Raw genomic sequence first — 21,019 nt, 5'->3', positions numbered from 1 at the left:
CCGCCCGCGCAGGGCGCCACCGACCTGAACGATCGTTAGGCTACCCCACCGCCACCCTCTCCGGCGACCCGCTCCTCGCACCCCCACCCATCCACTCCCGTGATCAAGGAGTTTGCGTCCTCCGCGCGACCGAATGAGGACACAAACTCCTTGATCAACGCGCGAAACGGTCAGGAGGGGAGGGGGGTCAGGCGGGTACGGGGGCCGGCTCGGAGGACTCCGGACGGGAGTGCCTTGCCCACCAGGGTCTCGGCCAGCTCGGCGGCAGCGATCAGGGCGTCCAGGTCGATGCCGGTGTCGATGCCCATGTCGTGCAGCATGTGCACCGCCTCCTCGGTGGCCAGGTTGCCGCTGGCCCCCGGCGCGTACGGGCAGCCGCCGAGACCGCCCACGCTGGCGTCGAACTCCGTGACGCCCAGCTCCATCGCGGTGAGCATGTTCGCCAGCGCGGTGCCCCGGGTGTTGTGGAAGTGCAGCAGCACCGGCAGGTGGGCGTTGCGGTCCCGAACCGCGGTGACCAGCTCACGGACGCGCCGGGGCGTACCCATGCCTGTGGTGTCGCCGAAGGCGACGCGGTCGGCGCCGTCGCGGGCGACCCGGTCCACGATCGCGGCGACCCGGCGGGGGTCCACGTCGCCCTCGTAGGGGCAGCCGAAGCTGGTCGCCACGATCACCTCGGCGGTCGCGCCCGCGCCGTGCAGCAGGTCGATCAGCTCGGCGATGTCGTCCAGCGACTCGTCGGTGGAGCGGTTGACGTTGCGCCGGTTGTGCGTGTCGCTGGCCGAGACCACCACCTCGATCTCGGTGAAGCCGGCGGCCAGCGCCCGCTGCGCGCCACGGGTGTTCGGCACCAGCGCGGAGTAGCGCACCCCGTCGGCCTTCTCCGCCCGCTGCCACACCTCGTCGGCGTCGGCCATCTGCGGAATCGCGCGGGGGTGGACGAAGGAGACGGCCTCGATGCGCCGCACCCCGGTACGGGACAGCGCGTCGAGCAACCGCACCTTGGCGTCGGTGGGGATGGGCTCCTCGTTCTGGAGGCCGTCCCGGGGACCGACCTCACGGATGCTCACGGAGTCGGGGAGTTCCGCCATCAGGTTCACCTCGTTCGGGTCGAAGGTCAGCGCATCCGGGAGACGATGCCGGTGTCGTAGTCGCCGGAGAGGAACTCCGGGTTCTCCAGCAGCTCGGCGAAGAACGGCAGGTTGCACTTCGGGCCGGCGATCTCGAACTGGGCGACCGCCGCCCGGGCCCGCTCGACCGCCTCCTCGCGGGTGTCCCCGCTGACGATCAGCTTGGCCATCAGGCTGTCGTAGAACGGCGTGACCGTGTTGCCGGCGACGTAGCCGGAGTCCACCCGTACGCCGGCGCCGGCCGGCTCGTTCCAGGTGGTGATCGCGCCCGGGCCGGGCAGGAAGCGCTTCGGGTCCTCGGCGTTGATCCGCAGCTCGATGGCGTGGCCGCGCGGGGCGAGCGCGTCCGGGTCGAACGTCGGTGCCAGCCCGGCCGCCACCCGGAGCTGCTCCTCGACCAGGTCGACGCCGTAGACGTACTCGGTGACCGGGTGCTCGACCTGCAGCCGCGTGTTCATCTCCAGGAAGAAGAACTCCTGCGTCGAAGGATCGAGCAGACATTCCACGGTGCCCGCGTTGCGGTAGTTCACCGCCTCGCCGGCCCGTACCGCCGCGGCCAGGAAGCGCTCGCGCAGCTCCGGCGAGACCGCCGGGGACGGCGACTCCTCGACCAGCTTCTGGTTGCGCCGCTGCACCGAGCACTCCCGCTCGCCGAGCGCCACCACCCGGCCGTCGGCCAGGCCGAGGATCTGCACCTCGACATGGCGTACCCGGGGGAAGTACCGCTCGATCAGCACCGAGCCGTCGCCGAACATCCGCTCCGCGAACGCGCGGACCTTGTCGTACTCGGTGCGCAGCGCCGCCTCGTCGGCGGCCACGCCCATGCCCATGCCACCGCCACCGGCGGCGGCCTTGACCATCACCGGGTAGCCGATCTCCGCGGCCGCCGCGACCGCCGCGTCCAGGTCGGCCGCCGGCTCGGTGGTGCCGGGCGCGACCGGCACCCCGGCCGCCGCCATCAGGTTCCGGGCGTTGATCTTGTCGCCCATCGCGGTGATCGCGTCCGCGCCGGGTCCGACCCAGATCAGGCCCGACCCCTCGACGGTACGGGCGAAGTCCGCGTTCTCGGACAGGAAGCCGTAGCCGGGGTGGATCGCCTGCGCGCCGGTGCTGCGGGCGGCCTCGAGGATCGCCTCGACGTTCCGGTAGCTCTGCGCCGGGTTCGCCGGGCCGACGCAGACCGCCTCATCGGCCTCGGTCACGAACGGCAGAGCGCCGTCGGCCTCCGAGTGCACAGCGATCGTCCGGATCCCGAGCCGCCTGCCGGTACGGATGATCCGGCGCGCGATCTCCCCCCGGTTGGCGACCAACAACGATTCGATCATCTTCTGCACGGACGTGACCCCTTCTCGACGCAAAGCCGGGGTCTCTTCTTAACATGCGTTAAGGTCCGGGCGGCGTGTAGGTCGGGTCGGTGGGCGCGAGCAGGGCCGCGAGCGTCGCGCCGCGCAGCAGCTCGGCCCGGCGCCGGCGATCGACCTCGCCACCGAGGAACGGCGTCGAGTTCATCAGGCCGAACGCCGCGTGGGCGAGCACCCGGGCCGCGCCGTCCGGCAGGCCGGGGTGCAGCGCGGTCAGCACCGTCACCCACTCCTCGACGTACATCCGCTGAAGCCGGCGGATGCGCCGGCGCGGCTCGTCCGGCAGGCGGTCCAGCTCGTGCAGGTGCAGGGCGATCACCGCCGGGTTGGCCAGCGCGAACTCGACGTGGAAGTCGATCAGCGACTCCAGCGCGCCACGCGGGTCGTCCGGGTGCCCGGCGGCCCGCTCCCGCCCGCCCGCGAGCAGCCCCTCGCTGACCGGCACCAGCGCGGCGACGAGCATCGCCTCCTTGCCGGCGAAGTGGTGGTAGAGAGCCGGCCCGGTGACGCCGGCCGCCGCGCCGATGTCGTCCATCGACACGCCGTGGTAGCCGCGCGCCGCGAAGAGGCCGACCGCGATCTCCAGGATCTCGTCCCGCCGGGACCGGCGCCGGGCCGTGCCCGCCGTCCCCCGTGCCTGCTGTTCCACCGCCACCGGATCAGCCTAGACCTCGGCGTCGATCTAGAGCAGCCGCGGTTACCCGGCAGTCGCCTCAGTCCTCCTCGATGCCGTGCTCGGCGCGGACCGTCGCCGCCTCGGCCGGCCGGCCCTGGTCGTCGAGCGCGCGGGCCAGCAGCCAGGCGGCCTGCGCGGCGGGCCGGGAGCCGGTGGGCAGACCACCCAGCACCGGACGCAGCAGCCCTTCGGCCTGCTCCGGCCGGCCGTCGCGCAGCAGCAGCTCGCCGGTCAGCACCTCGACCTGCGCCGCCTCGCCGAACGCCTCGATCGACCGGAGCCGCCCCGGCACACCCTCCAGCCGGTCCAGCGCGGCGGTGAGCCGGTCCTCGCCGATCAGCACCCGGGCGACCGCGTCGGCGGCCATCGCCCGCTCGTACGTGACCACGGGCGGCTCGTCGGGCTGACCGGAGACCGCGGCCGCCGCGGCGTCCACCCCCTCGATCGCGGCCACCGCGGCCGGCAGGTCACCGGCCCAGTGCAGGGCGAGGAGTTCCCGCCGCCGGGCCCGCAACTCGTCCACCTGGAATCCGGCCAGCCGCCACGCGCTGGCCGCCGCCGCGAACCGCTGCGCGGCCAGCGCGTCCCGGTCGGCGTCGTAGAGCAGGCCGCCGGACTCCTCCAGCACCTGCGCCCGGCGGGGAAGATTGTCCGGCCCGTCCAGGTTCTCCGCCAACGTGTCGAGCACCGCGAGCGCCAGATCCGTCTCACCGAGCCCCGCGTAGATCCCCGACAGCATGTGCCGGCACCGGTCCGCCTCCGCCTGCGCGCCGGCCCGGTCCAGCCCGAGCACCGCCTCCTCGGCCACCTCGGCGGCCTCGGCAAGCCGGCCGGCCATCCGGTACGCCTCGGCCAGCTCCCAGCGCAGCAGCGCGTCGCCCTCCAGCCCCTGCTCGACGCAGAGCGTGACCGCCTCGGCCAGATCGTCCACCGCCTCGCCGGCCCGGTCGGCGGCCAGCAACGCCCGGCCCCGGGTCACCCGCAGCGGCAGGTGGGCGCCGGCCGGGGCGACAGTCAGCGCCTCGTCGCAGGCGGCCACCGCGTCGGCCGGATCGTCGGTGGAGCGGGCGTACGCCAGGCAGGCGCTGGTCAGCATCTCGGCGTCGCCCAGCTCGCCGGCCAGCCGGCGGGACCGTGCCGCCGCGTCCCGGAACTCCTCGGCCCGCTCCAACTGCTCCAGCACGTGCGTGCGGTGCAGCGCGACCCGCCCGGCCAGCCACGGATCGGCGTCCGCCTCCGCGTCGGCGCGGTCGAGCGCGTCGAGCGCCTCCGCCCACCGCTCCCGGTGCACGTGGGCGAGCGCGAGCCGGTCCCAACCGGCGGCCCGATCCCGCGGTTCGCCGTGCGCGGCCAGGTACGCGGCCGACTCCCGGGCCAGCGTCAGCCCCTCGTCCGCGCTCTCCTCGGTCATGCTCAGCAGCACACCGAGCCGCCCGGCCACCACCTGCGCCCGCAGCGGGTCCGGCACCTCCCGCCACGCGGCCAGCGCCTCCCGGTTGACAGCGGTCGCCACCGCCACGCCGTCGTCGTCCTCCTGGGACAACTCGCCCGCCCGCAGCTCCAGCCGCCACGCCCGGGTGGCCGGCGGCAGGTCGGCGTCGCCGTACCGCTCGTCGTACGCGCGCAGCACGGTGCCCAGCCCCTCCCGGCAGTTGGTGCGCCAGCACTCCTCGGCCAGCGCCAGCAGCTCGTCGGCGCCGGCGTCGGCGGGCACGCTGACCGGCGGCTCGGTCGTCGCCCGGTCGTCCGGCGCGGTACGCGGCGCGGGCACCACCGGGCGGCGCACGCTGGCGGAGAGCGGCAGGTGCTCGCCCTCCGGCCCGGCCACCAGCTTCCGGGCGATCAACGCGGACTGGTGCGTGGTGCCGTTACGCGCGTCGAAGCGCCCGGCCAGTCCGGTGGCCGTACCGGCCAGCTCGTCGGCGAGCGCGCCCACCGGCACGTCGGCGGCCGGCCGGTCACCGGAGGCGCGACGGTGCACAGTCAGCTCGGCCGGCACCTGACGCAGCGCCGCCGACGCGGCGGCCGCGAAGTGCATCGCGGCGGCCGGGGTGGGTGCCCGGTCCAGCCAGTCCAGGTGCCGCTCGACCAGCTCCAGCGCGCGGGCATCGTTGCCGGTCGCGGTGCAGAACTCGATGTGCTCGGCGACGTCCCACAGGTTGGCCAGGTGCCCACGCAGCCGCCGGTACGCCTCCCGGTGCGCGTCCCGCGCGGCGTCGCCCCGGCCGGTCTCGCGGTAGGGCGTGAGCAGCGCGGTGAGGATTCCCTGCGGCTGCTCGCTGCAGGTCAGCCGACCGGCGAGCACCGGCTCGGCGAGGGCCACCGCCTCCTCGTGCCGGCCCAGCCGGACCAGGTGCGCGACCTGCGTGGTCGGGTCGCAGCCGGCGCAGTCGGAGAGCGTGTCGCGGGGCGTGGTCATCCACTTGCGGTACCACTGCTCCGCCGCGTCCTCATCGCCCACGTGCGCGGCGACCAGGTAGCGGTGCTTGTGGACCGCCTGCAACGAGTGCCCGGCGTCGCGGTAGCGCCGCTCCATGTCGTCGAGCACCGCGTACGTCCGGTCCAGCGGCAGCTCCGGGAACTTCACCATGGCGTTGACCATGTACTTGAAGGCCCAGAGCAGCTGGTGCGTGTAGCCCTGGTGGTAGGGCTGCGGATCCTTGTCGTACTCGGACAGGCACCAGGAGAACGTGACGAACGACTTCGCCGGTTCGCCGCCGTAGACGTACGCGGTGGTGCCGGTGACCCGGGCGGCGAAGGCGAGGTGCCGGTCGTCGCCCGCGTCGGCGCGGCGCAGCAGTTGTTCCAGCGCGGCGATCTGCCCCGGGCCGTACGGCATGGTCTCGATCTCGTGGTGCATGCGCCAGAGGTCGTCGTCAGTCACGGGTCACTCCCGATACGGCCCGGCCGAGCAGGCCGAGGAAGGAACTGTTCAGCAGCGCGGCGTCGGCCGCCCGGATCGGGTGGTGCCCGAGCAGCAGGGCCTGCCCGTAGAGCGCCTCGACGGCCAGCCCGACCAGCTCCGGGTCGGCGAGCGTGGTCACCCGGCGGACCAGCGGGTTGCGGTGGTTGAGCACGAGTTGCGGGCGGTCCGGCGGGGCGGAGGCGGCAAGCGCGTCGAGCACGCCGCCCCACAGCTCGTCGGCCTTGTCCCGGCTGGCGGCGAGCTGGTCGTGGAACGCGGCCGAGCGGGACACCAGGTAGAGCGCGGGCAGCGAGACCGGGTCGTACGCCCGGATGACGACCTCGCAGCCGAGCCGTTCCAGCGCCCGCTGCGCGCCGGTCAGGAACGGCCGCAGGGCCAGCTCGGTCGCCGGGTCGAGGATCTCGAACCGGGTGGTGAGGTCACTCGGCTCCAGCCGTTCGATGAGCACCGATCGATCCACTGTGGGCAATCGCTCGATCAGCTCGGTGTCGTACGTGTAGCCGCCGTTCACCACCGCCAGGTCCTGCGCGGCGGCCACGGCGGCGAGCTGGCGGAACTCGTCCAGGCCGGCGGCGTACCGGAGCACGCCGTGGCGCTGCCGGAACTCGGCGAGCGTCATCGTGCCCACGTTGGTGTCCATCGGCCACCATTGGTCGACCAGCCGCAGCATCTCGTCGTCGTGCATCGCGAGCGCCTTGACGCCGAGGTGGTGCACCTGGAGGAACTCGCCGAGCCGGCGCGGGTCGTGCTTGGCCAGCCGCACCAGCCAGCCCCGGATCTGGTCGCCGAGCGCCTCCCGAACGGAGGTGAGCAGCGCGTCCTCGTAGAGCGCCTCGCGGCTCGCGGTCGGGCGCAGCTCGCTCGCGTCGACCACGCAGTGGGCGAAGAAGGCCCACTCGGGCAGCAGCCCGTCGGCGTGCTCGCTGAGCAGCATTCGCTTGAGGTAGACCCGGTGCCCGGCGCGGGCGGCCGGGTTCACCGCGGTGGGCAGGATGAACGCCACTCCGGTGAGGCCGGCCTCGGGCACCGACAGCGGCACCACGTCGAACGGGACGAACCCGAGCAGCTCTTGCGCGTACCGCTGGAGCCCGGCGCGGTCGACGGGCGCGCCGGGTGTGGTGGGCCACGGCGGCGGCCCGGAGGTGGTCGACATGTCGCCGACCCGGATGTCGACCGGCAGCAGGCTGCCGTAGAGGCGGGCCAGCTCGGTGACGGTGGGTACGCCGAGCCACTGGTCGGCGTCGCGCCGGGGCACCAGCGTCACTGTGGTGCCGGGCTCGTCGCGGGCCTGCTCCGGCTCGGCGAGCCGCACCGCGTACCGGCCGTCGGACCAGCCCGTCCAGAGCACCGTGGGCTCGTCGGCGTGCCGGGTGACCACCCGGATCTCGTCGGCGACCAGGAAGCAGGAGAGCAGCCCGATGCCGAACTGGCCGAGGAACTCGTGCCGGGAGAAGCCCAGCTCGTCGCGTTTGGAGCTGCGGCCGATGGTGGCGAGCAGCTCGTGCACCTGCGCCTCGGTCAGGCCGATGCCGGTGTCGTGCACGCGCAGGGTGCCGTCGCCGGTCAGCTCGGGCGGCTCGATGCGTACCCGGGCCGGGGCGTTCGGCTCGGTGGACCGGCGCGCGGTGATCGCGTCGACGGCGTTCTGGAGCAGCTCGCGCACGTAGACGCGCGGGCTGCCGTACAGGTGGTGACTGAGCAGGTCGACCACGCCACGGAGGTCCACCTGGAAGGTGCGGTCCAATCGCGCTCCCGGTTCGGATTTCGGCGCTCACCGTACCGGTCAGCGCCGACAGTGTCCGACCCGTTTCATCCCTCCCCCGCCCACCCACCTCCCCGCTGATCTTGCACTTTCCGCCCGGTCGAAGGCGCACAAAAAGGACCCGTCGAGGGCCCGAACTGCAAGATCAGCGGGGTGGGGGTTCGAAGCCGGCGAGGCGGGTTGCGATTCGGGCGCGCATCGGGGGGAGGGTGGAGACCGCCTGGAGCAGGAGGTTTCGCAACGGGCGGAGTGGGGGTGGGGCGGCGGCTAGGCGGGTCAGGGTGGCGGCGAAACCGAGCACCTCCTCGGCGCGGGGGCGGCGGTCGGCCGCGTACCCGTCGAGGGCCCGCGGACCGGCGGCGAGCGCGTCGCCGAGCGCTACCGCGTCGCGCAGGCCGAGATTCATCCCCTGCCCGCCGGCCGGGCTGTGCACGTGCGCCGCGTCCCCGGCGAGCAGCACCGGCCCGCAGCGGTAGGTGCTCGCGATCCGGTGGTGGATCCGGAACCGGGACGACCAGTCCATCCCGGTGACCCGGTCCGGCCGGCGCACCGGACCGCGCTCGTCGAGCAGCGCCTGGAAGTGGTGCGCCTGCGGGTCGCGCGGCGCGTCCGCCACCGCGGCGACCAGCCGCACCGTACCGTCGGGCAGCGGCGCCCAGACCAGCGGGCCCCGCCGGGACAGGAAGAGGCTCACCTGGTCGCGCGGCAACGCGCTGTCCACCCGGACGTCGGCGAGCAGGAACGACTCCCCGGGGTCGGCCGGGCCGCCGAAGCCGATGCCGGCGAGTTCGCGGACCCGGCTGTGCATCCCGTCCGCGCCGACGACCCAGCGCGCCCGGACCGCGCGGCCGCCGTCGAAGCGCGCGAGAGCGCCGTCGCCGTCGAGGTCCAGGCCGGTCATCTCGTACGGCCGCAGCACGCGCCCGCCGAGCGCGGCGAGCCGGTCGGCGAGCACCGCCTCGGTCTCCGCCTGCGAGATCAGCAGCGCGTACGGGTAGCGCGACGGCAACCGGTCGAAGGGGACGGTGAGCAGCACCCGGTCCCGGTCGCGGACGCTGAACCGGGCCGAGCGCAGCCCTCGGGCGGCCAGCGGCGCGGCGACAGCGATCCGGTCCAGCACTTCGAGGGTGCCGGCGTGCACCACGGCGGCGCGCGACGTGACGGGCGGCTCGGCGAGCCGGTCGACGACGGTCGCGGCAACCCCGTGCCCGGCCAGCGTCACGGCCACCGCCAGGCCGGTCGGCCCGGCGCCCACCACGAGGACGTCGGTGCGTTCGGGCAGCATCGCTCCCACCTCCGGCTCGGTCAACAAATGTTTGCCAACACATGTTGACTTCACTGTAGAACCAATGTCAACACGTGTTGGCCTACAGTCGTGGGCGTGACCGAACCCGCCACCCGAACCCGCCGCTCGGACGCCACCCGGGCGGCCATCCTGCGCGCCGCCCGGGAACGCTTCGCCGCCGACGGCTACGACCGGGCCACCATCCGGGCCATCGCCGCCGACGCCCACATCGACCCGTCGATGGTGATGCGCTACTACGGCAGCAAGGAGGGGCTCTTCGCCGCGGCGGCCGAGTTCGACCTGCGCCTGCCCGACCTGGCCGAGGTGCCGCCGGACCGGCTCGGCGAGACACTGACCCGGCACTTCGTACGCCGCTGGGAGGCGGACGGGACACTCGTCGCCCTGCTCCGGGCCGCCGCCACCAACCCCGGCGCGGCCGAACGGATGCGCGGCATCTTCGCCGGCCAGCTCGCCACCGCGGTGGCCCGGTCGAGCGTCGACCCGGCGACCGCCGAGCGGCGGGCCGGTCTGGTGGCCAGCCAGATCCTCGGACTGGCCCTCACCCGGTACGTCGTCCGGCTGCCACCCGTCGTGGACCTCGACCCGGAGGAACTGACCGCCTGGGTCGGCCCGACGATTCAGCGCTACCTGACCCAACCTTTGCGCCCGTCCCGCGCGTCTGGCCGGTGACGGAGGAGGAGCCGGATGGGGCGTGACTCGGACGACGGGCGGGCGGACTACCTCGCCTTCGTCGAGTCGCACCAGCACCGGCTGCTGCGCGCCGCGTACCTGATCTGCGGCAACCGGCACCAGGCCGAGGACCTGCTCCAGGACGCGCTGCTCAAGCTGGCGCTGCGCTGGCCGTCGGTGCGCGACGGCGACCCGGCCGCGTACGTGCGCGCCATCCTCTACCGCGACGCCGTGTCTTGGTGGCGACGCCGGCGGCGGGAGTGGCTCAGCGCGTACCCGCCGGAGCGGCCGGACGAGGACGGCGACCCCGCGTTGCGGCTCACCGTGCGCGCCGCGCTGGACCGGCTGCCGCCACGCCAGCGGGCCGTCGTGGTGCTGCGCTACTTCGAGGACCTGACCGAGGTCGCCACCGCCGAGGCGCTCGGCGTCACGGTCGGCACCGTCAAGAGCCAGTGCCACGACGCGCTGCGCCGGCTGCGCGACGTGGTGCCCGCCCCCGGCCGGTCCGGCGACGGCCTGGCCGCCGGAAGCGAGGTGAACCCGTGAACGAGACGGAGCTGACCCGGCTGCTGACCCGGGCCACCGAGGAGATCCGCCCGACCCGGCCGGCCGCCGCCGGATGGGAACGGGCCGGGCGGGTCCGTCGTGTCCGCCGCGCCGCCGGGGCCGCCGCCGTCGCCGTGGTCCTTGTCGGCGGCGGTACGACAGCGCTCCTGCACCGCTCCGGCCCGCCCCCCGCGGCGCCACCCCGCCCGGCGGTGACCTCGGCACCGAGCGCGCCGGTCGTGCAGCGGCCCCCGGACCGGCTCGGCGAGGCGGGCGACCCGCTGGGCCGGCTCGGCGACCGGGTCGCCTACCGCCTCTCCGACCGGCCGGTGAGCCGGGCGCTGGCGCTGTACCAGCCGGTCGACCCGGCCACCGGCGAGGCGGGCACGGTCCGGGTGCTGGGTGACGACGGCATCGTCCGGGAACTCGACGTGGTCACGCTCGCGCCCACCCGCGACGCCGAGGGCAACGAGGCGACGGCACTCAAGCCGGGCAGCCTGTCGCCGGACGGCCGGACCGCCGCGTTCGCGCAGACCGGCGAGGTGGTGGTGGTCGACCTGACCGACGCCGAGTTGCGTCGCTATCCGCTCGCGGGCTACCTGGAACACTTGGTCTGGGCCGGTGACCGGCTGATCGTCGGGGACAACGACACCGCGTACGAGCTGGACCGGCGCACCGGAGCGGCGCCGAAGCTGACAGTCGACCCGTGGACGCTCGTCGTACCCGAGCCGGACCGGCCCGGCGACCTGCTCACAGTGGGCGGCTGGTCCGGGGACGGCGGCCTGGCCGTACGCCGGTTCCCCGCCTCCGGCGGCGCGCCGGACCGGCGGCCGGTGACCACCGGCGCGCTTCCCCCCGGCTACCGGCTGGACGAGGTGTACGGGCGGGGCTGGCAGCGCGGCGACCGGATCGGCCAGGCCGGGTGGACCACCACCGCCAGTGGCGCCGGCACGATGAGCGGGGGCGAGGGCGTGGCGGTGCTGGACGCCCGCACCGGCGCGGTGACGCGCCTGCTCGACCTGGGCCGGGAGGGCCGGGCCAAGGCGTGCTGCGAGGTGTACGGCTGGACCGCCGACGGCGGCCTGCTGTTCCGCTACGACGCCGGGCTGGCCCGCTGGCGGCCGGAGACCGGCGCTGTCGACCTGGTGGCGGCCGACGTCCCCGGGAGCCTGTCGATCGCCGCCCGCTGACGGGTCCGGAACGCGGCCGGTCCCGCCGCGGTGACGGCGGGACCGGCCGGGACGCTCAGCGGGTCAGGCCGCCGGGCTGGTCGCCCTTCACGACGGGAGCCCGGACCAGGTTGCCCCACTCGGTCCACGAACCGTCGTAGTTGCGCACCTGCGGGAAGCCGAGCAGGTGGTGCAGCACGAACCAGGTGTGGCTGGACCGCTCGCCGATCCGGCAGTACGCCACCACGTCGTCGGACGGGCTCAGACCGAGCTGGTCGGCGTAGATGGCGCGCAGTTCGTCGGCGGACTTGAACGTGCCGTCGTCGTTCGCGGCGGACTTCCACGGCTTGCTCACCGCGCCCGGGATGTGCCCGCCACGCAGCGCGCCCTCCTGCGGGTAGTCCGGCATGTGCAGCATCTCGCCGGTGTACTCGCCCGGCGACCGCACGTCCACCAGCGGCCGACCGGCCGCCACGTGCGCCATGACCTGCTCCCGGTACGCGCGGATCGGCGCGTCGTTGCGCTCCGGCACCGGGTACGAGGCGCGGGGCCGGCTCACCTTGTCCCGGGTCAGCTCCCGCCCCTCGGCGATCCACTTCTGCCGGCCGCCGTCGAGCAGCCGTACGTCCGGGTGACCGAAGAGGGTGAAGACCCAGAGGGCGTACGCGGCCCACCAGTTGAAGTTGTCGCCGTAGAAGACGACCGTGTCGTCCCGCCCGATGCCCTTGGCCGCGCACAGCTCGGCGAAGCTCGCGGCGTCCAGGTAGTCGCGGGTGACCTGGTCGTTGAGTTCGGTGTGCCAGTCGACCTTGACGGCGCCGGGGATGTGGCCGGTGTCGTAGAGGAGCACGTCCTCGTCGGACTCGACCACCACGAGCCCTTCGTCGCCCAGGTGCTCGGCCAGCCATTCGGTGGTGACCAGGCGCTGCGGGTCGGCGTACGACTGGAGATCAGGATGCGGATCGCTCGGCACAGGCATGATCCCCAAGGTACGCCGGATCGCGGGCCACGGATGTGACACCGGCCCCACCGCCTCGGAAAGGTGGTGGGGCCGGTGCGGTCAGGTGCTCAGCCCTCGGCCACCAGGAACGTCCAGACCTGCTCGGGCGAGCGGGTGCCGTCCGCGGTGACCCCGACGACAGTGAGCGTGTGCGTCCCGCCGTCGGTGGGCGTCCAGCTCACCGTCGCCCGGCTGCCGGTCTCGACACGCTGCTCGACGCCGTCGTCGAACCGGTAGAGGAAGGCCACCGTCGTGGTGAGTTGCGACGTGAACCGGAACTCGCCCGGCTGGCCCGGACCGCCCATGGGCACGTCCGTCCGGTACGGGTCGGCGGTGACGGCGGGGCGCAGGTCCCGCACCCGGAAGGAGAAGGTCGCCGGCTCCGATACGGTGCCGTCCCCGCTCACGCTGCGCACGACCAGGTTGACCACGCCCGCCTCGGTCGGCGCCCAGGTGACAGACGCGGTGCCGTCGGCCTGCGCGGCCACCACCTGCTGGTCCTCGCCGGTGAACTGGTAGCGGTAGCTGACCGTGTCGGGCAGGCGGGGGGTGAAGGTGAAGACGCCCGGAATGCCCTGCCCACCGCTGGGGACGGGCAGGTAGACGGTGGCCGAGACCTTCGGCGCGGTCGGCAGGCTGAACTGCCGGCTGCTGGTGGCCTCCACACCGTCGGCCGTGACGCTGGTGACGGTCAGGGTGCGGGACCCGCCCCGGGTCGCGGTGACGGTGATCGCGGCAGAGCCGTCCGCCGCCGCGTCCACCGTCTGCTCGGGGTCGCCGTCGAGGGCGTAGCGGTAGCGCACCACGCCGTCCATCTGCGGACGCAGCTGGAACGTGGCAGGCACCCCGATCTCACTCAGCCGTCCCTCCACGACCGGCGACACGTCCGAGGCGCGGAACGTGTACTCGGTGGTCGCCGAGCGGTTGCCGACCGCGTCGAGGCTCCACACCCGCAGGGTGTTCGGGCCGCTGTCCGGGGTGAGCGTGACGGTGGCCGTGCCGCCCGTCCGGTCCGCGTCGATCATCTTCTCGACGCCGGAGTCCAGCGAGTAGCCGTACCGCACCACGTCGGCGGCGCCGTTGGCGGTGAAGGTGAACTCGCCGGGCAGAGCCGGGTACCACCCGTCGTCGTCGGGGAAGTCGGTCGACGTCACGACGGGCGGCGTGGCCGGCCCCCGGACGTCGAGGCGGAAGTAGCAGACCGGGCTCCACTCGCCGGTGGCCCGGCTGTCCGCCGCCCGCATCTGCCAGGCGTACGTCCGGTCGTGCTCGAACGGCGACGGATAGATGGTGTCGTAGCGGCCGACGGCCCGCTCGCCGTCGCGCGCGTAGTCGGTCTGCTCGATCCGCGCCTCCGGCTGGTCGACCGGCCAGGCCGCGAAGGAGACGGTGAGCTGGTCCGTGCCGCCGCTGTCGTTACGGTCCCGGTCGTGCACCACTCCGGAGGGGACTGGGTAGCGGATCACCTGGTACGGCTCGGTGGTGGTGCACGCCGTGCCGGTCTCGCTCCGCAGGTCGGTCGGCACGCCGGGGCGGAAGTTGTAGTCGATCGAGATGCCGACCTTGCTGGCGTACTTCCGTGCCAGTGCCGGGTCCCGCTCGGCGTCGGCGGGCAGCCGCAGCGAGAGGGTCAGCGTCGACCGGCCCTCGGCGAGCGCCTGGCGCAGCCCGTCGACCGCGTCGAACTCCACCCGGGGCGCCGGGCAGACGGTCTGGTCGGTGAGCTGGCGGCTGTCGACCAGCCCCAGGTCGGCCGGAGGGTTCCGCCAGCTCGACCGGGCGGTGTAGGCGGCGGTACGCCGCAGCTCGACCACGGGACGGCTGGTGCAGTCGCCGCCTGCCGTCTCCTTCACGTCGAGGACTGCGGACTGGATGTCCGCTCCCCGGTAGCGGGAGATGTCGAACGTGAAGTAGGCGCGCGACGTGTGCGGGCGGCCTTTCCCGTCCTTCCACGTGCCGACCGGCACGTCCCCGGACCGGTCGATGTCGACCGTGGTGGGCGAGTGCGAGTCGGTCCAGGCCCACGAGGTGTTCGTCTCGTAGCGGATGTCGTACGCGGCTGCCGGCGCCGCGGTGGCGGCCACCGTTCCGGCCGCGACCACCATCGACAGCGCGGCGGCGAGCACGCCTCGCCGGGCGGTTCGACGTGGATTTCTGTCAGGCATGAGGGTCATCCCTCATCCACCTTTCCCCGATTTCGCCCCGTACTCGATCGACGGGGGTAGCGGATGCTATCCAGTGGGGCGGACATCGGGCGATCCCGATAAGCGGGCAACCGGACACATCGGACGAACGGCGGTGAAGGTCGAGCCGTGCGGCGGGGTCAGGCGCGGCGGTGCACCAGGCGGCCGGCGACCACTGTGGCCAGGCAGGCGCCGTCCGGGCCGAACACGGCGAGGTCGGCCCGCCCGCCGGTCACCAGTGCGGGCGGCCGCACGCCGGGCAGCACCGCCACGTCGTTGCGGGCCGCGGCAGCCCGCAGCGCCGGGTCGGCCACGTGCTCCTCGACCACCGCGGCGACGCCGAGCCGGAACAGCGCGTGCACCCGCTCGCGCGGCGTGGGCGCCGGGGGCAGCGGACCGTCGTGCACGAGCGCCGGCCCGAGCGTGCCGGCCCACCGCCGCACCCGCATCCCGGGGTACGCGCCGGGAAGCTCGTCCGTCGGCACGATCGCCTCGACCCGGTCACCGGCGACCACGACGGCCAGCCCCGCTCGGGGCGGGTCGTCGGCTGTCAGCCGCAGCAGGTCGGCGGCGTGGACGGTACGCACACTCAGTCGCGCTCGACCGGCCCGAGCACCGGCCGCTTGGCGGTGACGAAGTCGCCGGAGGACCGCCCGGTCAGCCGGCGCCTGATCCACGGCGCCAGGTGCTTGCCGGCCCAGCGCAGGTCGGCGGCGCGCGCGGCGAGCCACGGGCTGGGCGCCGGGTGCGGCGGGACCAGCAGCCACTCCTCGTCGCAGCCGACGCCGAGCGCGGTGAGCACCTGGGCGGCGACCCGGCGGTGGCCCGCCGCCGACAGGTGAATCCGGTCGGTGCTCCAGAGCAGCGGGTTGAGGTAGGTGTCGTCGGAGTACAGGTCGACCAGGATCGCGCCGTGCCGCTCGGCCACCTCGCCGACCACCCGGTTGAGCAGCGTCACGCGCGGGGCCATCAGCCGCTGGCCGGGCAGCCGGGACATCACGTCGGCGAACCGGAACAGCACCACGTCGCTGCCGCCGGAGCGCAGCCGCTGCACGACCGAGTCGAAGCGGGGGACGAACGCGTCCGGGTCGAAGGTGCGGCGCAGCACGTCGTTGCCGCCGGCCGCGAAGCTGATCAGGTCGGGCTTCATGGCCAGCGCGGACGGCACCTGCTCGGCCACCACGTTCGGGAACAGCCGGCCCCGGATGGCCAGGTTGGCGTAGCCGAAGTCGGGCCCGGCCTCGACGGCGAGACGGGTGGCGACCAGATCGGCCCAGCCCCGGTAGCTGCCGTCCGGATACGCGTCGTCCATGCCTTCGGTGAAGCTGTCGCCCACCGCCACGTAGCTGCGCCAGCGCACGGCGCCTCCCTCAGACGTCCCGGCAGAAGTGCGTCGCACAGTCTGTCACCGCGCGGGCCGCTCCCGCTGGCCCTGGACGCCGGACGTGGCGGATGTCTCGACGTCCTGTTCACGACAACCACCCCCGGGGACAAAAGCCCCGACCCGTCCAGGCGGGGCAGAATCCGTCGTCCGGACCGGGGATGATGGCTGCCGTCATCCGGCCGCGCGAAACCGTCCGGCCGGTCCCGCATCCGGCACGAGCGAGGAACCACATGACGCAGGGGCACCCACCGGCGGCAGGTTGGCCACCGCCCGGCAACGCCGACCCCCGGTACGGCGGACCGCCGCCCCCCGGGCAGCAGTGGGCGCCCCCGGGCGCGCCGAAGTCCCGCCGTGGGCTCTGGATCGGGCTCGCGGCGGGCGCGCTCGCGCTGGCGGTCTGCGCCGGCACGGCGGTCGGCGTCGGGCTGGGCCTGCGCGGCGACGACGAGGACGGCTCCGCGCCGAAGGCGGCAGCCGGCGCGAACGGTGTCACCGTCACCGACGCCGAGCTGACCGCCCTGCTCGACCGGCACAGCAAGGCGCTGGCGGCGAAGGACCTGGACGGCTACCTGGCCGCGTTCGACCCGGCCCGCAAGGAACTGATCGCCGGGCAGACCCAGCTGTTCCGCAACCTGGGCAAGCTGCCGCTGTCGGTGGCCCGCTACGAGACGATCGAGAAGCAGGGCCGCGTCAGCGACGCCTTCGGGCAGGGCGTCACGTTCCAGCTCGACGTCTCCTTCGTGCACCAGTTGGACGGCTTCGACCTGGCGCCGGTCGCCGAGTGGTACCGCTGGACGGTCGTCCGCGCCGGCAAGGACGCGCCGATCCAGGTCACCGCCGTCACCGGCGCGCCGGCCGGCGGCAACGGCGACTCGAAAACCGTCTACTACCCCGGGCCGTGGGACAAGTGGCGGGACATCCATGTCGAGCGGACCCCGTACGCCCTGATCATCACCGATGCGGCCCGGGCTGCCGTGGCGAGGCGGTACGCCCCGGCCGTCGACAAGGCGGTGACGAGCAACCTGGCCGTGTGGCGGGCCAACGCGCCGCCCGAGCCGGCGTCTGACAAGTTCGTCGTCACGCTCGCCGCCGGCAAGGACGAGATGACCTCGCTCTACCGGATCGGCACCGAGAAGGCCACCGAGGCGGGCTACTCGGTGGGCATGGTCGCGGCCGAGCGCAAGGACGGCAGGAACACGATCGGCGGCACCCGCATCGTGGTGGACACCGGAGATCGTTACTTCACCCGCTCCGGCGGCGACAACGACGCCCACATGGTGTTGCGGCACGAGATCGCGCACTCGCTGATGACGCCCCGCACCGACCCGGCCGCCGTGGACGAGTTCAGCAAGCTCGACGAGTGGGTGGTCGAGGGGTTCGCCGAGTACATCGCCTTCCACGGCCGCCCGCTGGCCGCCAGCGAGCGCACCGCGCCCGCCCTGCAACTGGTCCGCGACGGCGGGAACGGCTGGAACGGCACGCTGCCCAGCAACGCCGACTGGCAGAAGAGCGGCCTGCTGACCTTCCACTACTGGCTCGGGCACACCGCGATGACGCACCTCGCCGAGAAGCACGGTGAGCCGAAGCTGTTCCGCTTCGTCGAGGCCGTCTACGCCGGCACCCCGACCGACCGCGCCGCCCGGGACGTGCTCGGCGTGTCGCTCGACGAGTTCCAGGCCGGCTGGGCCGACTACGTCCGCGAACTGGCGGGCTGACGGAAACGGGAGACGACCGATGACGTATCAGCACCAGCAGTACCCGCCGCCCGCGTACCCACCGGTGGGCCGGCCGGGTCCGGTCGGTGCGCCGCCGGCGGCGCCGAAGCGGCGCGGGCGCGTCGCGTTGCTGGTGGCCGGTGGGCTGGTGGCCGTGCTCGCGGTCGCGGCCGGCACCGCCTACGGCGTGTCCCGGCTGGTCGGCGGCGGTGACGACGGTGGGAGGAAGCTGCGTGCCGCGTGGGTGCTCGACTTCCCGGAGCTGCAGCGCAACGGCCTGAAGACGTACGACGGGCAGGACATGTTCGGCGCCTGGCTGGTCGGCGACGCGGTGGTCCGGGCGCAGCCGGACGGGATCATCGCCTACCGGCTCGGCGACGGCGGCCAGGCGTGGGGCGTGCCCGCGCCGCAGGCCGCCTCGCTGTGCGCGGCCGCGCAGACCCTCACCGACGGGCGGGGTGTGGTGGCGCTCGGTCCGGCCGACTCGTGCGACACGCTCGTCGGGTTCGACGCGGCCGCCGGCACGCAGACGTGGCGGGTGACGTTCCCCGTCGAACGCCGGACGGGCCGGTCCGAGATCGTCGCCCCCGACCTGTCGGTGACCGCCGGGCAGGTGGTCGTCCGCAGCGGCGAAAGCGTCTTCGGCTACTCGCTGGCCGACGGCAAACGGCTGTGGCAGACCGACGCCGACCGGCTGCTGCCCGGCCGCGACTGCCGCCTGACCGACGCGCAGGCCGCCGGGGACCAGGCAGTGGTCACCACGCTCTGCGACGGCGACCGGGGCGCGCTGCTCGGCCTGGATCCGGCCACCGGCAAGCCGCGCTGGAAGCAGGACCTGCCCGCCGCGCAGCAGAGCGACGGGGTTCTCAGCGTCGACCCGCTGGTCAGCCGGCCCGGCCTGAACACCGAGACGTTCGTCGCGCGCGACGCCACCGGCAAGGAGCGGGCCGCGTTCGGCAACCCCGTCGACGGTACGCGGTTCAGCGACCTGCCGGTCAACCGTTCCAACACGGTGAGCGGGCCGGCGGTCCGCCCGTACCTGGCCGACGCGGACACGCTCTACCTGCCGACCGAGCCCTCTCCAGTGGGCGACAAGATGCGCCAGGTGAACCAGGTCGTGGCGATCGACCTGGCCACCGGGAAGCGGCGCTGGGTGTCGGCCGGGCACACCGACAGCGAGGTGGAACTCGTCCGCCTCGACGGGCAGGGCCTGCTGGCGTGGGAGGTGGGCGACCGGCGGGATCTCGCCCCACGGCTGGTCCGGATCGACCCCGCCACCGGGACGGTGAGCGTGGTGGCCGAGGCGCCGCTGTCGGCCGGCACCGAGGGCAGCGACGCGAAGGTGCTGGAGCGCGACGGCACAGTGGTGCTGGTGCCGTGGAAGCAGGTCACGGCGGACGCGGCGATCACGGTCCTGCGGTGATGATCTGCATGTCCCGCAGCGCCGAGGGCTCCGCCCGCTCCGTGATCTTCTTGCCGTTCGCATCCACCAGGACCACCGTGTAGCGGTCACCGCTGCGCACCCGGACCACCATCGACCCGTCCGGCTGGAAGAAGACCTGCCGCAGTTGACGTCCCTCCAGCGGCAGCGACACCTCCGCGCCGGTCCGGGTGTCGAGCACGGCGTTGACCAGTAGCTCCCGTGCCGCGTCCCCGTACGTGCCGTTCCGGTCGATCCGCAGGAGCGCGACCCGCCGGCCGTCCGGGGAGAGACTGGACAGGTCGAAGGAGACGTACCGGCTGCCCTTGGTGCCCAGGCCCGGCACCGTCCGGCGCGCCCTGCCGTTCCGGTCGGTGAGGACGATCGTGCCGTCGGAGCCGTCGGCGAACGCCAGCGTCCCGTCCGCCGCGAACACGGCGTGACAGCCGTCGAGGCCGGTCACCCTGGTGAACTTTCCGGAGGAGACGTCGAGCACGCCGGTGGCCGGGTCGTCGCCGCCAGCGTTCAGACGCACGACGAGCTGTTGCGAGTTCGGCAGCCAGACGGGTGACCAGCAGACGTCGTCGACGCCGTCCCGGAGCTTGCGCCGCCCCGAGCCGTCGATGGCCGACACCCACACCGCACCGGTCGTCTCGACCCAGGCGACCCTCTGTCCGTCGGGTGACACCGAGACGTTTACCTGCGCCGGCCCGTACGGGAGACCGAGCAGGCGGACCGGGTCGTCGCCCGGACGCCAGGACTGAAGCCGGACGGTGCTCGTCGGGGACGGGGCGTTCGCCAGGTCGGACGGGCCGTAGACGAGCCGCCCGAAGGTCGCGTCACCGTTCGACCCCCCGCCTGTGGTTTCGCTGGGACTGGTCGACGGCGTGCTCGACGGCTCGGCGGACGACGTCGGGGTGGGCTCGACCGGCGGGGCGGTGGCTGTGACCGACGGCCCGGCCGGCACGGGCGTCTGGCTGTTCGGCCGGATCGCCAGTGCCGTTCCGGTCGCGGCGGCCAGCACCACCAGCACGGCGGCAGAAGTGGCGGCGGCCCGCTGGAGGCCGAGCCGCCGCGAGGTACGCAGTGCCCGGTCCCGCAGGTCGACCGGGGTGACCTCCTCGGCCAGATCGGCCAGGTCGAAACGCAGTCGGTCCTGGTTCATCGGGCGGTTCCTTCCGTGACGTACAGCTCGGCGAGCTCCGGTGCCACGCTGCGCAGCTTCGCCAGCGCCTTCGAGGTCTGGCTCTTGACGGTGCCGACTGTCACACCGAGCAGGTCGGCGGCCTCGGTCTCGGTGCGGTCCTCGAAGAACCGCAGAACCAGCACGGCCCGCTGTTTGGGAGAGAGCCGGGCCAGCGCGGCCCGGAGGGTCAGCCGGAGCGTGGTCTGCTGGGCGTGGTCGGGGGCCGAGTCGCCTCCGCGCGGCTCGGGCACGTCGCCCGGCATCGACTCGGCCACCCGGCGGCGTCGCCACCAGGAGACCTGCAGGTGGTACATGACCTTCCGGGTGTACGCCTCCGCGTTGCCGGTCTCGTGCAACCGATTCCAGGCACGGTGCGTACGGGCCAGCGCGGACTGGACGAGGTCCTCGGCCAGATGCTGGTCGCCGGTCAGCAGGTAGGCGGAGCGCAGCAGCGCGGGCGTACGAGTTCGGACGAACAGGTCGAACTCAGTCAGGAGAAGATCCACACGAGCCGGTCCTTGGGGTCAGGTGGTGCATCGGCGTGACGCCTTCCGAGACGCCACCCGGCCACGCCATGGTTGCCACC

17 protein-coding genes are annotated in these 21,019 nt (G+C 73.8%); 5 read left to right on the top strand and 12 right to left on the bottom strand.

The annotated features are described in order from the left end of the window. Positions 1–170: 170 nt before the first annotated feature. From J3R08_RS31345 to J3R08_RS31320, 6 genes are all read right to left on the bottom strand, one after another. A complete protein-coding gene (locus J3R08_RS31345) occupies positions 171–1,091 on the bottom strand; it encodes a hydroxymethylglutaryl-CoA lyase (RefSeq protein WP_209963868.1) in 921 nt (306 codons plus the stop codon). 26 nt (positions 1,092–1,117) lie between these two features. After that, positions 1,118–2,455, bottom strand: coding sequence for an acetyl/propionyl/methylcrotonyl-CoA carboxylase subunit alpha (locus J3R08_RS31340; RefSeq protein ID WP_043330792.1), 1,338 nt, complete (start codon positions 2,453–2,455; stop codon positions 1,118–1,120). A 58-nt stretch (positions 2,456–2,513) separates the two neighbouring features. Next, positions 2,514–3,146, bottom strand: a complete 633-nt coding sequence (locus tag J3R08_RS31335) for a TetR/AcrR family transcriptional regulator (protein ID WP_209963864.1) — start codon at positions 3,144–3,146, stop codon at positions 2,514–2,516. Between the two features lie 58 nt (positions 3,147–3,204). Beyond that, complete coding sequence (locus tag J3R08_RS31330) at positions 3,205–6,051, bottom strand: hypothetical protein (protein WP_209963861.1); 2,847 nt, start codon at positions 6,049–6,051, stop codon at positions 3,205–3,207. Then, complete coding sequence (locus tag J3R08_RS31325; RefSeq protein WP_209963858.1) at positions 6,044–7,837, bottom strand: HSP90 family protein; 1,794 nt, start codon at positions 7,835–7,837, stop codon at positions 6,044–6,046. Before J3R08_RS31325 ends, J3R08_RS31330 begins: the two co-directional genes overlap by 8 nt. 163 nt (positions 7,838–8,000) lie before the next feature. Continuing rightward, positions 8,001–9,140, bottom strand: a complete 1,140-nt coding sequence (locus tag J3R08_RS31320; RefSeq protein WP_209963855.1) for an FAD-dependent monooxygenase — start codon at positions 9,138–9,140, stop codon at positions 8,001–8,003. Positions 9,141–9,230: 90 nt separating this feature from the next. On the opposite strand from J3R08_RS31320, the gene J3R08_RS31315 reads away from it, so the two are divergent. The 3 genes from J3R08_RS31315 to J3R08_RS31305 are packed head-to-tail and all read left to right on the top strand — an operon-like array spanning position 9,231 to position 11,566. Next, positions 9,231–9,830: a TetR family transcriptional regulator gene (locus J3R08_RS31315; RefSeq protein ID WP_209963853.1), complete on the top strand. Its 600-nt coding sequence runs from the start codon at positions 9,231–9,233 to the stop codon at positions 9,828–9,830. A gap of 15 nt (positions 9,831–9,845) precedes the next feature. Continuing rightward, the gene (locus tag J3R08_RS31310) at positions 9,846–10,376 is read left to right on the top strand and encodes a SigE family RNA polymerase sigma factor (protein ID WP_113972306.1); all 531 of its coding nucleotides are present in this window, start codon (positions 9,846–9,848) and stop codon (positions 10,374–10,376) included. Then, positions 10,373–11,566: a hypothetical protein gene (locus J3R08_RS31305; RefSeq protein WP_209963850.1), complete on the top strand. Its 1,194-nt coding sequence runs from the start codon at positions 10,373–10,375 to the stop codon at positions 11,564–11,566. The genes J3R08_RS31310 and J3R08_RS31305 overlap by 4 nt, the downstream gene beginning before the upstream one ends. A gap of 55 nt (positions 11,567–11,621) precedes the next feature. Here the strand turns inward: J3R08_RS31305 and J3R08_RS31300 are convergent, their stop codons facing one another. The 4 genes from J3R08_RS31300 to J3R08_RS31285 all read right to left on the bottom strand — a co-directional run bounded on the left by J3R08_RS31300 (position 11,622) and on the right by J3R08_RS31285 (position 16,088). Continuing rightward, the gene (locus tag J3R08_RS31300; protein WP_043327642.1) at positions 11,622–12,524 is read right to left on the bottom strand and encodes a sulfurtransferase; all 903 of its coding nucleotides are present in this window, start codon (positions 12,522–12,524) and stop codon (positions 11,622–11,624) included. 89 nt (positions 12,525–12,613) lie between these two features. After that, the gene (locus J3R08_RS31295; protein ID WP_157539150.1) at positions 12,614–14,710 is read right to left on the bottom strand and encodes a hypothetical protein; all 2,097 of its coding nucleotides are present in this window, start codon (positions 14,708–14,710) and stop codon (positions 12,614–12,616) included. Positions 14,711–14,868: 158 nt separating this feature from the next. Beyond that, positions 14,869–15,315: a hypothetical protein gene (locus J3R08_RS31290; protein ID WP_043327643.1), complete on the bottom strand. Its 447-nt coding sequence runs from the start codon at positions 15,313–15,315 to the stop codon at positions 14,869–14,871. A gap of 2 nt (positions 15,316–15,317) precedes the next feature. Continuing rightward, the gene (locus tag J3R08_RS31285; protein WP_043327644.1) at positions 15,318–16,088 is read right to left on the bottom strand and encodes an SGNH/GDSL hydrolase family protein; all 771 of its coding nucleotides are present in this window, start codon (positions 16,086–16,088) and stop codon (positions 15,318–15,320) included. Between the two features lie 254 nt (positions 16,089–16,342). Here J3R08_RS31285 and J3R08_RS31280 point away from each other — a divergent pair, with 254 nt between their 5' ends. Then, positions 16,343–17,827 (top strand): hypothetical protein, encoded by a 1,485-nt coding sequence (locus J3R08_RS31280; RefSeq protein ID WP_064448010.1) that lies wholly within the window; start codon positions 16,343–16,345, stop codon positions 17,825–17,827. Positions 17,828–17,846: 19 nt separating this feature from the next. Beyond that, complete coding sequence (locus J3R08_RS31275) at positions 17,847–19,250, top strand: PQQ-binding-like beta-propeller repeat protein (protein WP_064448011.1); 1,404 nt, start codon at positions 17,847–17,849, stop codon at positions 19,248–19,250. Here J3R08_RS31275 and J3R08_RS31270 read toward each other — a convergent pair. Further along, positions 19,234–20,412 carry a WD40 repeat domain-containing protein gene (locus tag J3R08_RS31270; RefSeq protein WP_209963845.1) on the bottom strand — a complete coding sequence of 393 codons (1,179 nt, stop codon included), beginning with the start codon at positions 20,410–20,412 and terminating at the stop codon, positions 19,234–19,236. The two genes, J3R08_RS31275 and J3R08_RS31270, sit on opposite strands and share 17 nt — an antisense overlap. Continuing rightward, the gene (locus J3R08_RS31265) at positions 20,409–20,939 is read right to left on the bottom strand and encodes a SigE family RNA polymerase sigma factor (RefSeq protein ID WP_043327648.1); all 531 of its coding nucleotides are present in this window, start codon (positions 20,937–20,939) and stop codon (positions 20,409–20,411) included. The genes J3R08_RS31270 and J3R08_RS31265 overlap by 4 nt, the downstream gene beginning before the upstream one ends. Positions 20,940–21,019 lie beyond the last annotated feature (80 nt).

The sequence above is a fragment of the Micromonospora sp. HB375 genome, from assembly GCF_017872985.1.
Taxonomy (GTDB): Bacteria; Actinomycetota; Actinomycetes; order Mycobacteriales; family Micromonosporaceae; genus Micromonospora; species Micromonospora chalcea.
Note: the sequence above shows the minus strand (reverse complement) of the source record. Positions and strands in the feature narration are given on the sequence as shown.

Coding starts and splice junctions, on each gene's coding strand:
- J3R08_RS31345 (WP_209963868.1), bottom strand. CDS start 1,091: ATGGCGGAACTCCCCGACTCCGTGAGCATCCGTGAGGTCGGTCCCCGG.
- J3R08_RS31340 (WP_043330792.1), bottom strand. CDS start 2,455: ATGATCGAATCGTTGTTGGTCGCCAACCGGGGGGAGATCGCGCGCCGG.
- J3R08_RS31320 (WP_209963855.1), bottom strand. CDS start 9,140: ATGCTGCCCGAACGCACCGACGTCCTCGTGGTGGGCGCCGGGCCGACC.
- J3R08_RS31310 (WP_113972306.1), top strand. CDS start 9,846: ATGGGGCGTGACTCGGACGACGGGCGGGCGGACTACCTCGCCTTCGTC.
- J3R08_RS31300 (WP_043327642.1), bottom strand. CDS start 12,524: ATGCCTGTGCCGAGCGATCCGCATCCTGATCTCCAGTCGTACGCCGAC.
- J3R08_RS31295 (WP_157539150.1), bottom strand. CDS start 14,710: ATGCCTGACAGAAATCCACGTCGAACCGCCCGGCGAGGCGTGCTCGCC.
- J3R08_RS31280 (WP_064448010.1), top strand. CDS start 16,343: ATGACGCAGGGGCACCCACCGGCGGCAGGTTGGCCACCGCCCGGCAAC.
- J3R08_RS31275 (WP_064448011.1), top strand. CDS start 17,847: ATGACGTATCAGCACCAGCAGTACCCGCCGCCCGCGTACCCACCGGTG.
- J3R08_RS31270 (WP_209963845.1), bottom strand. CDS start 20,412: ATGAACCAGGACCGACTGCGTTTCGACCTGGCCGATCTGGCCGAGGAG.